15 protein-coding genes and 1 pseudogene are annotated in these 13,331 nt (G+C 45.4%); 9 read left to right on the top strand and 7 right to left on the bottom strand.

Translation table 11 applies throughout. The features are described 5' to 3' along the window. Window positions 1–131 precede the first annotated feature (131 nt). Complete coding sequence (locus R7Z41_RS20310; RefSeq protein WP_225477701.1) at window positions 132–2,171, bottom strand: EAL domain-containing protein; 2,040 nt, start codon at window positions 2,169–2,171, stop codon at window positions 132–134. A 363-nt stretch (window positions 2,172–2,534) separates the two neighbouring features. On the opposite strand from R7Z41_RS20310, the gene R7Z41_RS20305 reads away from it, so the two are divergent. After that, window positions 2,535–3,062: an SCP2 domain-containing protein gene (locus R7Z41_RS20305; RefSeq protein WP_005394645.1), complete on the top strand. Its 528-nt coding sequence runs from the start codon at window positions 2,535–2,537 to the stop codon at window positions 3,060–3,062. Continuing rightward, window positions 3,046–3,549, top strand: a complete 504-nt coding sequence (locus tag R7Z41_RS20300) for a GNAT family N-acetyltransferase (protein ID WP_005380119.1) — start codon at window positions 3,046–3,048, stop codon at window positions 3,547–3,549. The genes R7Z41_RS20305 and R7Z41_RS20300 overlap by 17 nt, the downstream gene beginning before the upstream one ends. A gap of 62 nt (window positions 3,550–3,611) precedes the next feature. On the opposite strand, the gene R7Z41_RS20295 is transcribed toward R7Z41_RS20300, so the two are convergent. After that, on the bottom strand, window positions 3,612–4,058 hold the full coding sequence (locus R7Z41_RS20295) for a hypothetical protein (RefSeq protein ID WP_225477699.1): 447 nt from the start codon (window positions 4,056–4,058) through the stop codon (window positions 3,612–3,614). Window positions 4,059–4,217: 159 nt separating this feature from the next. Between R7Z41_RS20295 and R7Z41_RS20290 the strand changes: the two genes are divergently transcribed. The 6 genes and pseudogenes from R7Z41_RS20290 (at window position 4,218) to R7Z41_RS20270 (ending at window position 8,175) form a co-directional block, all read left to right on the top strand. Further along, the gene (locus R7Z41_RS20290) at window positions 4,218–4,616 is read left to right on the top strand and encodes a DNA polymerase III subunit psi (protein ID WP_017635885.1); all 399 of its coding nucleotides are present in this window, start codon (window positions 4,218–4,220) and stop codon (window positions 4,614–4,616) included. A gap of 12 nt (window positions 4,617–4,628) precedes the next feature. Then, window positions 4,629–5,084, top strand: a complete 456-nt coding sequence (rimI, locus tag R7Z41_RS20285) for a ribosomal protein S18-alanine N-acetyltransferase (protein WP_005386430.1) — start codon at window positions 4,629–4,631, stop codon at window positions 5,082–5,084. A gap of 285 nt (window positions 5,085–5,369) precedes the next feature. Further along, window positions 5,370–5,447, top strand: a pseudogene (locus R7Z41_RS24695) (peptide chain release factor 3); the annotation flags it as partial. A 780-nt stretch (window positions 5,448–6,227) separates the two neighbouring features. Beyond that, window positions 6,228–6,548 (top strand): helix-turn-helix domain-containing protein, encoded by a 321-nt coding sequence (locus R7Z41_RS20280; protein ID WP_022609784.1) that lies wholly within the window; start codon window positions 6,228–6,230, stop codon window positions 6,546–6,548. Then, window positions 6,541–7,755 carry a type II toxin-antitoxin system HipA family toxin gene (locus R7Z41_RS20275; protein WP_213870451.1) on the top strand — a complete coding sequence of 405 codons (1,215 nt, stop codon included), beginning with the start codon at window positions 6,541–6,543 and terminating at the stop codon, window positions 7,753–7,755. Before R7Z41_RS20280 ends, R7Z41_RS20275 begins: the two co-directional genes overlap by 8 nt. A 225-nt stretch (window positions 7,756–7,980) precedes the next feature. Next, on the top strand, window positions 7,981–8,175 hold the full coding sequence (locus tag R7Z41_RS20270; protein ID WP_000127614.1) for a helix-turn-helix transcriptional regulator: 195 nt from the start codon (window positions 7,981–7,983) through the stop codon (window positions 8,173–8,175). Between the two features lie 11 nt (window positions 8,176–8,186). On the opposite strand, the gene R7Z41_RS20265 is transcribed toward R7Z41_RS20270, so the two are convergent. The 3 genes from R7Z41_RS20265 to R7Z41_RS20255 are packed head-to-tail and all read right to left on the bottom strand — an operon-like array spanning window position 8,187 to window position 10,676. Beyond that, on the bottom strand, window positions 8,187–9,428 hold the full coding sequence (locus R7Z41_RS20265) for a tyrosine-type recombinase/integrase (protein ID WP_064376542.1): 1,242 nt from the start codon (window positions 9,426–9,428) through the stop codon (window positions 8,187–8,189). A 1-nt stretch (window position 9,429) separates the two neighbouring features. Then, window positions 9,430–9,699, bottom strand: coding sequence for a hypothetical protein (locus R7Z41_RS20260; RefSeq protein ID WP_064376543.1), 270 nt, complete (start codon window positions 9,697–9,699; stop codon window positions 9,430–9,432). 2 nt (window positions 9,700–9,701) lie between these two features. Then, window positions 9,702–10,676: a ParM/StbA family protein gene (locus tag R7Z41_RS20255; protein ID WP_064376544.1), complete on the bottom strand. Its 975-nt coding sequence runs from the start codon at window positions 10,674–10,676 to the stop codon at window positions 9,702–9,704. Between the two features lie 464 nt (window positions 10,677–11,140). Here R7Z41_RS20255 and mobI point away from each other — a divergent pair, with 464 nt between their 5' ends. Beyond that, a complete protein-coding gene (gene mobI / locus R7Z41_RS20250; RefSeq protein WP_025574216.1) occupies window positions 11,141–11,584 on the top strand; it encodes a conjugative transfer protein MobI(A/C) in 444 nt (147 codons plus the stop codon). 10 nt (window positions 11,585–11,594) lie between these two features. On the opposite strand, the gene umuC is transcribed toward mobI, so the two are convergent. After that, on the bottom strand, window positions 11,595–12,863 hold the full coding sequence (gene umuC, locus R7Z41_RS20245) for a translesion error-prone DNA polymerase V subunit UmuC (RefSeq protein WP_318136408.1): 1,269 nt from the start codon (window positions 12,861–12,863) through the stop codon (window positions 11,595–11,597). 7 nt (window positions 12,864–12,870) lie between these two features. Beyond that, window positions 12,871–13,320 (bottom strand): translesion error-prone DNA polymerase V autoproteolytic subunit, encoded by a 450-nt coding sequence (gene umuD, locus R7Z41_RS20240; protein ID WP_318136409.1) that lies wholly within the window; start codon window positions 13,318–13,320, stop codon window positions 12,871–12,873. Window positions 13,321–13,331 lie beyond the last annotated feature (11 nt).

The raw sequence follows: 13,331 nt of genomic DNA, 5'->3' as shown, positions 1-13,331 counted from the left end.
GCTCACAATCATTGAGAATAAAAAGGTGTCCGCATTTTATGAAGAATTATGAATAGCGAAATTGACCTAAGTTAGGTTTAGCTCAATAAAGTCGATATTTACCCCTTGCGAGTAAGGGCATTGGGTCGGGGTTAGTTCTTGTGACGACGATTCTGTACAAACAGCTCTTCAATTTCATGTTTTGGCTGTGGGCGATAAAAATGGAATCCTTGAATCGCATTACATTGAAGGTTAGAGAGCAGGGTCGCTTGCTGATGGGTTTCCACCCCCTCGGCAACGACAGTTAAGTCGAGCGACTTACCTAGGTTGATGATGTTTTCAATCACAGTGACTTGTTTCGGTAGTGTGTCGATATCATTAATAAAAGTGCGGTCGATTTTTAGCTCGTCAATAGGGAAACGCGCTAAGTAAGAAAGAGAAGAGTAGCCGGTACCAAAGTCATCTATAGAGAGAGCGAAGCCAAGTTTTTTAATCGCATTCAACATTTGCAGTGTATGTTCGCTATCACTCATCACGGCACTTTCGGTTAGCTCGAAGGTAATGCAGCTTGGATCAAGCTCGGTAGTGCGAAGCAGCTTTTCCATAAAGTCGATCAGCTGTGGGTTGCCAAATTGCTCGGGAGAGAGGTTGATGGCGACACGGCCTGGCAGTATGCCTTGTTGCTTCCAACGTTTTACCGTATTGAAAACATCACGCATCACGACACGTCCAAGGTGTTCGATTAACCCAGCGCGCTCGGCGACAGGAATGAATGAGCCAGGACTAATGTACCCTTCGACTGGATGCTTCCAACGAACGAGCGCTTCTGCGCCGTTGATACTGAAGTCTCGCGCGTTAACCTTAGGTTGATACCACACTTCCAAACCGTTCTGCTGCAATGCTTTTTGCAGTTCGATTTCAAGCCACAAACGCATACGCGCTTCTTTGTTCATTTGATCGTTAAATTTGATCAGACGATTTCTACCACGATCTTTGGCTTCATACATCGCAGTATCGGCATTTTGTAGTAGGATTCGCGCATCTTGTCCGTCTTCAGGGTATCGAACGCTACCAATTGAACACGCAAGGCGTTTACTGAAGTGGTGCAAGTCGAAAGGTTGGTTGATCAATGAGATAATGCGATCGGACAAAATTTCAGCCATGCGGGTGTTTTCTGGCTCCGGCAGAATGACGCCAAACTCATCGCCACCCAAATGACCAATAATCGCTTGGTTTGGCAGTAACCGTTTAAGACGGGCCGATACCTCTTGAATCACTTTATCGCCAATATGGTGACCAAGTGAGTCATTAATGTTTTTGAAGTTATCGATATCCAAATAGAACACCAGAAGCGGTGTTTGCTTTTTGATCAGCTGTTCCAAACGTTTGGTGAAGCCAAAGCGGTTGTAGAGTTTGGTGAGCGAGTCAATGTGTATGTCTTCATTCGATGCAGAAGACAGGTTTTTGGGCGCATCATCAGCATCTTGGATTAGGATAATTTGAGATTCGCTACCTAATATCGCCGTGGAATCCGCGTGTAGCTGAACTTTCCGTTCAAAGCCGCATCTTGCGCTGGTTAAGCAGACAAAAGGTTTGTCAGAAATTAATGTACTCAATCGATGACTAAATACCTTTTTACTGTTTTCATCGATGAATAAACGACTTAGCTCTTCGCCCAACAATTCATGAGGAGAGTTAAGTCCGAGAAGGCGCGCTGATGCGGGGTTCGCAGAGATGACAATATCATCCTCGATAAGCAGTAAGCCGTCTGGTAGCAGTTGTGTTAACTTCGCAAACTTACTTTCGGACTCTTCTAAGGAGCGAACGAGTATCTGCTTTTCTGAAGTATCGACAGCGTGAAAAACAACAAAGCGAATGTCGTTATCTTCAAAAACTGGCGAAAGACTAAAGTGAAGACTGGTTTCAAGGTCGGTTTCATCGAGCGTGATTTCGGCTTCGACATGTGCCCCTTTGAACGCGCGCTGATAGTATGGTGCAAGCTTCTTATAAAACTGTTCACCCAGCACTTGGCAATCGTTTAAGCCGACGATTTCCTCATGACTTAAACCTGCGATATCGCAGTAACGGTCACTTACCATTCGATAATTGTGTTTTTTATCAAGAATGGCAAAGAAGAAAGGGCTATTTGAGGTTAGCGTGGCAAACCAATGTTTTAATTGCTGGGAAGGCATTAGGGTATTACCGATCTCCAATGAGCCAGATTATTCGTCCGTGTATAAAAAGCGACACCCTGATAAGCCTGCGGCGGTCTACCACCAAGCTAAAGTGTTACCTGCCATTAAAGGGCTCGCGGTTTTAGCTGTGCAGTCGACAATCACATGGATACGCTCAGATAACTATAACTTTGAAAATACGGTTGTAAAAGTGTTTATCCACCTGTTCGCATCAATAATACACGTAAGTTCAAAAAAAGAAGCGTTAGTGAGCAATAAACCACCAATCTAAAATAAGCACTTTATTGATACATAACAGTAATCTCATCGCCACGATTGCTTAATATAAGCAACCTAATGACAAAGTAACGGATAATGAACGTGTTAAACAAGATTCGCAGTCAACTAGTAAAGAACGCAGCTAATATTTTGCGTTCTCCAGTCCAGTTATTACCACAGCCAATTCAGCAAAAAGCGTTGCTAGAAGGGCTAAAAATGGTGTTTAAAGAAGCCTTGGAAGATGGTGACTTTGAGTTCCTTGAAGACAAGTGGTTAAAAGTTGCGATTAAAGACTTGAACTTAGCATGGTACATCAGCTATCAAGACGAAAAATTGGTGGTAGCTGAAAAACCAGTTCAGGAAGATGTGAGTTTTAGTGGTAATCTAAACGACCTAGTACTGATTGCTGGTCGTAAAGAAGACCCTGACACACTGTTCTTCCAACGTCGCCTTTCAATTGAAGGTGATACTGAGCTTGGCTTAGAAGTGAAAAACTTAATGGACAGTGTCGACTTAGAGCAGTTACCGAAAGCAATGCAAGTCGCTTTGAATCAATTGGCTGATTTTGTTCAGAAAGGAGTTCAAGCGCCTGCACAACCAACCGGAGTAGCGAATGCTTATTCGAACTGAAGCCCCAGCGGACATTCTTACCATTGACCGCTTATTGAAACACGCCTTCCCGACGGAAGCTGAAGCTGAGCTTGTGATGCGTTTGCGCGAAAACAGCAAATTCACGCTTTCCTTAGTCGCGTGTACAGATGAGGGAGAGGTGATAGGCCATGCTTTATTTAGCCCTGTGACCTTAAATGGTGAAGATTTGTCATGGCAAGGGCTAGCGCCATTGGCTGTTCATGAAGATTACCGTCGCCAAGGCATCGCTGCAGAGTTGATCAAAGAAGGTTTTGATTCACTGCGTGACTTTGGCTATCCAGTGTGTGTGGTGTTGGGCGATCCTGATTATTACGCGCGCCAGGGTTTTCAATCATGCGACGAGATGGGCTTTGAATGTGCTTGGGATGTCCCTAAAGGTGCATTTCGAGTCGCAGAGTTGGTCGAAGGTCAATGTGCTGGACGCTCCGGACGCATAGACTATGCGCCAGAGTTCTCTGAACTGTAAATGAAAGAAGCCCACGACTAAGTGGGCTTCTTTCTTATTCACTGAAAACTGAGATAGGGAGGTTAGGATGACTGGTTACTTTTCTTTTTGCCCCAGACCTCTATTTTCGCTTTTTTACTTACCCCTAGCAGGCTGAGTTTTGTGCTTCCCCAGCTACTGTAAGTCATTTCAATCTGTTTTAGCTTGGCTTCTTTTGTACCTGGAAGGCTCCAGGCACGAGTCGACAATCCGCTTGTTAGTACGCCCATAGAGGAAAGCTTTTTCTCACTACCATCTGTCATGACGACTTTTAAACCATTAATGTCTACCGTTCCTTGCACACATTTTAGTTTTATTTTACTGAAGCTTCGGTTTCGGAATAGGCTATTTGGTGTCACGGTATCTGTTTCTGTATGAAAGTTAACGGTTTTCGTTGCAATCAGCTCCCACTCATCGCTGTTATTAGCAAAAACACTCATGCTGGTGGCGGCTACCAGTGTGCAAAGTCGTAGCGTATTTAAGAATTTCATAATGTACCTCATATGTCATACCCAATGTGTGGCCGTTGGCAAAACGCTATGTTCAGGAATATCCAAATCATCTCATTGTGTTCAGGTGTTCCTTGAAGTCCTTTAGGTATAATCGCGATAATTTGATAGGATTGCCCTCGTTCAAATAGGTGACGGAAAATGTCAATTAACGAGAAACAGTATTTACGTGAAATGGGGATCAGCACATGGGAGCTGGTACACCCTGAAAGACTGGAAGGCTATCAATCGCCATTATTGGATTTGCAAAGTTCATGTAAACTCCTATTGGTATCGCCAATATGTCCAGAAAACGAGACGGCATTGATGTTTGAGCGCGTATTAAAAAGCATTAAGCTCACGCTTGATGATGCGCTACACCTAGAGCCTGAGCGCTTATCCATGCTGGGTGAACATCAGCTAGAGTGGGTGTGGTTTGCAGGCTGTGAGGCTGATAAAAGCATCAAGGCAAAGCACCTGACCTCGCCACTATTACAAGATATTGATGGTAATAACGAACAGCGCCGCGCATTGTGGCAACAAATCTGTTCGTACTCTTAACGGAGCTAATGCGTGACAATTGAAATTACGCCGATGCGTGCAGAGCACCTCGACCAAGTTTGGCAAATCGAGCAGCAAGCACATTCTCACCCTTGGGCTGAATCTTTGGTTCGTGACTTATCCAGTCGCGGTGCTTGCCATCATGTGATGCTGGAAGGCTCTCAAGTGGTTGGTTACTTCTATGGACAGAATATTGTTGGAGAAGTGACACTATTAAATATTGCAGTAGCGCCTTCTCAACAGGGCAGAGGGCTAGGGCAAAAATTGCTGGACGCGTTTATTGAACACTGTGAACAAGCCAAAGCAGAGAGTGCTTGGTTAGAAGTGCGTGAAAGTAATCACCCAGCTATCCATATTTATGAGCAAGCAGGTTTTAATGAAGTGGACCGTCGTTACAACTATTACCCAGCTAAATCGGGAAATGGTAAGGAAGACGCCATTATCATGAGTTACTTATTTTTGAGTTAGTTTTAGGCCGTTACTAATTACCTCATCAACACTTATGCTTTAAATGCGTATCCGGATTCGAGGCTTTTGAATATGTAATAACAATTTTTTGAATTTTTACATCTCTTTGTGTGGAGCTGGCTTTCCCTTGTTAGTTGCAGGTAAAGGCTGGTGAGCCGAGTAAATTCAGCTCATGTCTTTCCAGTTTGCTAGCACAGCGATAATAAGCGAGAATACCGCACAATATCGAATAGTAGATATGCTTGCCTATTTTGTGAGCATGAAAGTAATTTAGAAGATTAACTAATGTCAAATCCCCTTTTTTTAGGCGAAGTGTCTAAGCGCAGAACGTTCGCTATTATTTCTCACCCTGATGCCGCCCAGCCTTTCAACGCTTAAAACCACCTTTCATTGCACACCACAATTACATCTCTACTTACTGAATTTAAAGGCTTTTTGTCCTTTTCTCGTTTCTTTGCTTTTCAATGATGTTCAAGCGTAACCTCGGAAAGTGTGTACAAACTTGAGTACAAATTCCGTTTTAGAGGCCTTTTGCGAAAATTCCATGACACAAACCTGGCTGTAGGCCTTGTGGTTACTGGGTTTGGCGTAAAAAGTACTACCGTTAAAAAGAGTCTCTTTTTTTGGTAAATGTTTTCTTCTGTACCAAATTACAAAATTTAATGAGGGAGTTTATTGTTGGCGTGATTTTCGCTTTAGTGTTCGTTTTTGAAGATGCTTGAAGCGAACCAATACGGTTATTTCTAATTGAGATATCAGACTTACCTTCAAATTTAGTTGCTGTTTACACCATCATTTTGCACTTGTTTTTCGACTTGTGTGTACAAAATTTCCTGTAACTGTGTACAAACTTCCTCTTTGTTGCACTTATCTTCTGGCGATTTGACGCGAGTTCTTCTGTAGCCCTTGCTGTATAAGGGCTGAGCTACAAAAGTACTTAGGGAGTTTGATGCGTCAGTTGGCGATTATCAGCGAGAGTATCGCTCTTTTGTCGATGACAAAAATCTCCTTCTACTTATATGTAATTATGTATCTGGTCATGGCTTTTGATATGTAATGGCTAATCAAATTTGTGTTATTTAAGGTACTGTGATATGTTTTTGTATATAATTATTCTTAATTGATGCATTAAGGCATATCGAAATGAGCTATGTAACAGAGCAGATACTAGAAAGTCTTCGAGAAGCTCGGGTACGAAAGGGGTTTAGCCAGAGAGAGTTAAGTGCTCGTTCGGGTGTGCCTCAAAGCCATATTTCGAAAATCGAGTCTGGCAGTGTTGATTTAAGAATATCCAGTTTGATTGCACTTGCCCGTGTACTAGACCTAGAGCTATTGGTTGCGCCTAAAAAGTCTGTACCTGCCATCAAGTCGATCATTCGAAGTGGCCAAGGTATTAACGGCATTAGCGATGAGGGTGAGTCAATGTCGCCCGCGTATCAGTTAGAGGAAGACGACGATGACTAACCATGTCTCTACGCTCAACGTGTTGCTGTACGGTGAACCCATTGCCACTATCACCAACGTGGGCAATGACAGAACGCTTTTTGCCTTTATGGATTCGTACATTCATGATGAATCGCGGCCCGTGTTAGGACTTAGCTTTAAAGATTCGCTAGGTGGCCTGCTGACTAGCTTCAAACCGACCCAAACTAAGTTAACCCCGCTTTTCTCTAACCTTTTGCCAGAAGAAACGATGAGAAATTACCTAGCAGAGCGTGCCGGAGTGAACCCCGCGAGAGAATTTTTTCTATTGTGGGCACTGGGACGGGATCTGGCTGGCGCGATCACGGTTGAGCCTGCGAATGGTGAATCCTTACCACCGAATGTGTATCAAGACATAGAAGATGAAAAGAAGACTGATGGGCCAATGCGTTTTTCATTGGCGGGAGTGCAATTGAAGTTTTCAGCGGTGCAGCAGGCAAATGGCGGTTTGACGATCCCAGCAACCGGTCAAGGTGGTTCTTGGATTGTAAAATTACCGTCGTCTCGATTTGAAGCTGTGCCAGAAAATGAATATTCAATGATGGAACTGGCTCGAATGTTGGGAATGAATGTGCCAGAAACGCAGTTACTCCCTATTAATCAGATTGCTAATATCCCAAATGGCATTGGCAAATTTGGTGACAGTGCGTTTGTGATCAAACGTTTTGATCGTGCAGATGGTCAAGCTGTGCACATTGAGGACTTTGCGCAAGTGTTTGGCGTTTATCCTCAAGATAAATACAAAAAAGCCAGTATGCGCAATATTGCTCAGGTTATCGGCATCGAAGGCCAAGACGATGATATCGCAGAATTTACTCGCCGATTGGTGTTCAATACGCTAATTGGAAATGCAGATATGCATTTGAAGAATTGGTCTGTGATCTATAAAGATAAGCGCACAGCATCAATAGCACCTGCTTATGACTTTGTCTCGACCATTCCTTATATCTCCGATGATAGTGCGTCGCTGAAGGTGAGCCGTAGCAAGAAATTCAGTGATTTCACGTTAGATGAGTTATCACACCTAGCAGCTAAAGCCATGCTGCCAGAAAAATTGGTGTTAGATACCGCCAAACAAACCGTAGCAGGCTTTCATGAGGTATGGGCGAAAGAAAAAGCGCATTTACCGCTTACCAAATCGATGATTGAAGCAATCGAAACACACTTACGAAGCATACCGCTACGCTGAATTTCTGGAAGCTAGAGTGTGAATATCGATGTTTGTCGTAATGATGGTTTAACTTCACGCTAATTTACGGCGCTTTGCGCCGAAAATTGGACGTTTGGTAAACTGAATAATGATACCAGTGTTTTTATACGGCTGATCTTCTGAACAAATCATGCATCTTTCTGACCATCAACAAGTGATGAATCAGGCGATGATAGCTTTACATTGATTTTCAGGAGAATGCAGATGACAGCAGTAGCGCACCAAGTAACCCCTTTTCTCACGTCTTACGAAGTGATGGCTCGTTACCACATTAGCTATACGACGCTCTGGCGAAGAATAAAAGATGGCAGCTTGCCGCAACCTCGTATCAACCGAAATACACGAAACAAGCTGTGGCACATTGAAGACTTGGAAGAGTATGAGAAGAAAGAGGACTGAGCCTCTTTCTTTTACTGTCCGAAACGCCAGTTGAATGGAAAGCCTGTCGGCTCGATGATGGTTTCTAGTTGTTGATACCAAACGTCGTAAGCATGACGCATTTCATCCAGGTACTGATATTGGTTGTAGATAGCATCCAACCCTTTTTTGCTGTGGCCAATCATCAACTCGGCAACTTCTTGCGTCGTGATGGCCGACATTCGTGTTCGCATCGTTCTGCGTAGATCATGCATAGACCAATGTTCCATCTCAATACCAAGCGACCTGCGAGCCCAGATTTTCACATTGTTAGGAATAGTGGTATCAAAGCCATTTGTGGCAAGTGCTTCTTGTCCGTTCGCGGGAAACAAGTAAGTTGATTTACTCATCTGCATCGCCAGTTCAATCAGCTCGATAGCTGGTTTGATTAATGGCCGCATGATCGGCGCTCCTATTTTCTCACCTTGTTTGCGGATCTCTATAGGCACTGTCCACATTGCAGATTGCAAATCAAAGTGATGCTTTTCAGCTTGAATGAGTTCGCCCTTGCGACCGCCCAATAGCAGAAGCAGCTTTATGTAGATGCGGTTCTTCTCAGTGATTTTTGACTCGTGCAAATAGCGCCAAAGTATCCTGATCTCGTTGTCATTTAGCACCCGAGTTCGTTTGCCTTTCTTACCGCCAACTTTTTTTGCTGTGATCCCAGCGGCAGCGTTAATTTCCAAAATTTGTTCATCAATCAGCCAGTCATAAAACTTGTGCAGCACAGACACCAGGCGTTCTGTGTTTGAAGGGGACGACTCCGAAACCTCACGAAGACAGTTTCGTAAGGATAATTCATTGATGTCAGTTAATGGGTACTTGCCAAGTCGAGGCAGCAAATATATTTCACTGCTGCGTTTTTGGTAGTGCCACGTTTTCTCCTTTAGCCTTTGCTTACCGGCAGAGTCTATCCAGTCTCGAAAAATCGATTCGAAGCTTTGGTTGGCAGAATACTTGGCCCGTTCCTGCTGTAGGTAGAGCTTGGGGTTTCTGCCCTGGTCGAGTACCGCCCTTAACCTATCCAGCTCATTCCTGGCTTCAGCAAGCTTCATAAGTGGGTAAGTACCTATGTCTACTCGCTGTTGCTTGCCATCGAAACGATAACGAAACTGAAAAACAATTTTGCCCTTGGGCGATACCCGAGCGCTTAGCCCGTCTCGGTCGGCTTTTACTACGGTTTCTTTTGCTTCTTTATTTAACCTGGCATCGAGCCAGCTAACTGATAACGCCATGTTATAAGCCCAGCCCTAGTTTTGATTTTAATGATTGCTTACGTGATTCTGCTTCGGGTTCTGGCGCTGTACTCATAAAAGTCACTTCACCATCTGGTGCATGGCCATCCACCGGTGCAGATGTCGTCGATAGATTGGTTTGGCTCATGTGAATTAGGCCAAAGGTGGCCAGCATCCGCAGACGCTCAGCGCGTTCCCGTGGCGGCGTCTTTTCTAATTCTTTGAGCAGTTCAGGGTGGCTCCCTGGGGGAATGTTGACGACGACTCTCATGATCAGGCCCCATAAAACCAGAAGCCTCGGACGTTCGCCAAAACAGACTGCTCCGGCACGATGATCTTGCTTCGTGAAAAAATCTCCTTGGCCGCTTCCTTATAAGTCAAGGCCCCACCTCCGGCGATCAATACCAAGTCCGCGTTAATGCTTTCGTCACGCATGGATTGGCGCATGGCTGTAAGAGCAACAGGCGCTACCTTTTTCATGGCAGTATTCAGACAAGGTGAAACATCGACTTTTTCTCCAAATAGCAGCACCTGCAAGTCGCCGGTTCTCATGGCTTTTTCAAGTCGATCCATACCCACTTTGGCACCGTGATCTTCCGAAATCAGCTTATCAATCGTTTCCAGTAGCACGGACATTGCCTGAAGACTGGTTCCTGATGAGCTGTAGCGAATTTCTCCGGCCTCAAGGGCAACCCAGTCAACAGAAAAGAAGCCTGGATCGATGACGACGACGCGACCTTCTTCAATCAAGCCCAAATCACCACCTGTTTGAACCAGATCCATATAGGCACCGGCAGGCTGCGGCAGCACTTTGACGTCATGAACAGTGATGCTGCGCTTAGGCGTCACTTGATGGACACCTTTTAAACGCTGCACAAGGTCTGACTTACGTTGTGGTTCATGAAACTGGGAAACCGGTAATCCAGTGACAACCAAATCGATGGAGTCAGTTTCAGCCATTAACAAGGCAGCATGAAAAAGCGCCTTATAGGTTTTTGTGGTGGGATATTCGGGGTTAAGCTCTCGTTCCCAGCCTTGAAGGCGTCCAGCTGGCACACCGGCGGCCCAACGCTCATTATCGACAGACACATACAAACAGGTTTCATCATCGCCTCCACTGATACGATCCGGCATACGATCCGCAGGACCGGCACCCGCAGGCAGAATAATGGTTTTCGGTTCACTGCCTGATTGGCCAATGGCCAGCTTCAGGTTTGAGTAACCGATATCTACGCCTAGTACAAACATACTTATCTCCTGTGCACTCAAAGTGCTCTAACGGTTTTCAATCAACCGCACTGACCACGCTTGGGCATTTCCAAGTACTCTGGCGGTTCACTCAAATGTCATTATCAGGATTCGGTGCACTGGCGGTGGGCAGAAAGGTGACAAATCCTTTCATCTATCTGCCTATTGCATTTTCGCAAAAGTATGAGAATAGGCTCTGTTTGGCGGCGAATGACTGAGTCAAAAAAATCGAGACGCCAAACGTCGTTTGCATTCTGGCCTGAACTCGCCAAACGGTTTGTATCTTCATGGCGATACGTCTTTTTAGGCGCTTTTAAGTGAAATCGGCCTGTATCCCTTGTCATGTATGGGATTGCGCGAGTTGATTTATATCGAGACGCCAAACAGTGATTGTTACGGCAGTTTTACGTTTGGCGTTTCGATCCAAAAGCCAAACGGATAGTGGTTTTGGCTTTTGGGGTTAATTGGATGGGGAAATTGGTTTGGTAGAAATCGTCAATGAACAATGGAAAGCAGAGGTATCAGATTTACTTCAGCAAGAAACGGACAGGCTAAAAGCGCTGGCACGAGCTGAAGTTGATGACTTTTGGGTTACCCATTACAAGGTTCGTGAGAATGAGCCCTTTAAAGATTGGGGGCTGCTTGGTGTCCGTATCAGAGACTTTAAGTATGGCTTTGGCATTGAGTGGTACATCAACAGTTTTCACGGTCAACGAGGCAAACGCGTGGTCTTTAGCAAGGGGCTGCGTATTTCCAAGACGAAGCTCAGATACTCATTTTTGGACTGCCAAGGTTTGGCCAAAGAGTGGGAGCTAGCGCTGGCCATGGAGAAAGAGGAATTTTTCAGTGATATTCGACGCCAGGTTGATAAGCTCAACATGCTGCGTCGCAGAGTGAATGCCTATTGAATCGCAGGGTCTACTTCACTCGTGGTAACTGGTCCCAGCGTGTTGTATAGGCGGGAGATAAATGCTCTCGCTTCATTGACCAATCTTTCTTCGTACCTTGTCCAGCAAAGAAAACCTTTCCGGCACCGTTTTGATTAATGGTGTCCAATACAGACATTAACTGTTGGCTATTTGAGCGGGTCGATACGTCATCGAATAGTCCTGACTGAAACATGCCAAGATCGTAAAAGTCAGATAGCATGACGCCCGCTTTGGCATAACGAAAACCATCCTTCCAAATCCGCTTGAGTAAGTGATTGGCCAGCTCGATAAAATCCCGCGTGTCGCAACTGGGGATTAGCAATTCACCCGATGCAGAGTTGCTGTACTGCGGCTCGTTGTCCTTAAAGGGGCTGGTACGTATGAGCACGGTCAGCACTTTGGCTTGCTGCTGTTCTTTGCGTAGCTTCTCAGTGGCGCGGGTTGCGTATTCGCAGACGGCCTCACGTAACAATTCAAAGTGCGTTACTTTTACGCCAAATGAACGGCTACAGACAATTTGTTTCTTAGCTGGCGGGATCTCTTCAAGTTCAATGCACGAGTCACCATTGAGCTCTCGGACGGTTCTCTCTAAAACCACTGAAAACTGGTCTCTGATGGCTCTAGGAGAGGCATTGGCTAGGTCTAGGGCTGTGGTGATACCCAAAGCATTTAAACGCTTAGAAAGCCGTCTACCAACGCCCCAAACATCATCAACTGGGACTAATGCGAGTAATCGACGTTGCCGATCTGGATTGGTCAGGTCTACAACGCCCTGAGTGGCTGGATACTTTTTAGCGGCATGGTTTGCCAGTTTGGCGAGTGTTTTAGTCGGTGCAATGCCTACACAGACGGTGATCCCAATCCAGTGGCCTATGCGCTCTCGCACTTGTTGTCCGAACTCGACAAGGGATATGGCAGACTCAATACCGGTTAAATCCAAAAACGCTTCGTCAATGGAGTAAACCTCTACTCGTGGTGCCATCTCTTCCAAAGTGCGCATCACTCGACTGCTTAAATCTGCATACAGCGCATAGTTGGATGAAAAAGCCAAAATGCCATGGCGCTGCATTTCAGATTTGATCTGAAAGACGGGTACGCCCATTTTAATACCGAGTAACTTAGCTTCACGCGACCGTGCAACCACGCAGCCGTCATTGTTGGACAGCACCACAACCGGCGTATTTTTTAAATCTGGACGAAACAGCTTCTCACAACTGGCGTAAAAGTTGTTGCAGTCCACCAAGGCAAATACAGGCATGGGACAGTCACGACTTACGGCGCATGTTTCGCACCACATTGGTGACCACACCAAATATCTCTAACTCTGTCCCTTCGGGAATATGGATGGGTTCATACCCCTGGTTTCTTGGGATCAGCATGACACACGGCCTTAGTTGAAGCTCCTTTACCGTGAGTTCACCATGGATACCAGCGATGACAATGTCACCGTGTTCTGCTTGGACAGAGCGATCAACCACCAAAATATCATCTGGGTGAATCCCGGCATCAATCATTGAATCACCTTCAACACGCACAAAGAACGTTGCAGCCGGTCGCTTGATGCACAGCTCGTTGAGGTCGAGCGTTTGCTCAACATAATCCTGCGCTGGTGAGGGAAAACCAGCAGAAACACGTTCCATAAACAATGGAATACGAAGGCGCTTGGCTTTGATGAAGGCAAGTGCGCCGCTACGGCCTATCAGCGAGATACTCATGACGAACCTCG

The sequence above is a fragment of the Vibrio sp. 1457 genome (assembly GCF_033340195.1).
Taxonomy (GTDB): Bacteria; Pseudomonadota; Gammaproteobacteria; order Enterobacterales; family Vibrionaceae; genus Vibrio; species Vibrio alginolyticus.
This window is presented reverse-complemented; position numbering and strand designations above follow the sequence as displayed.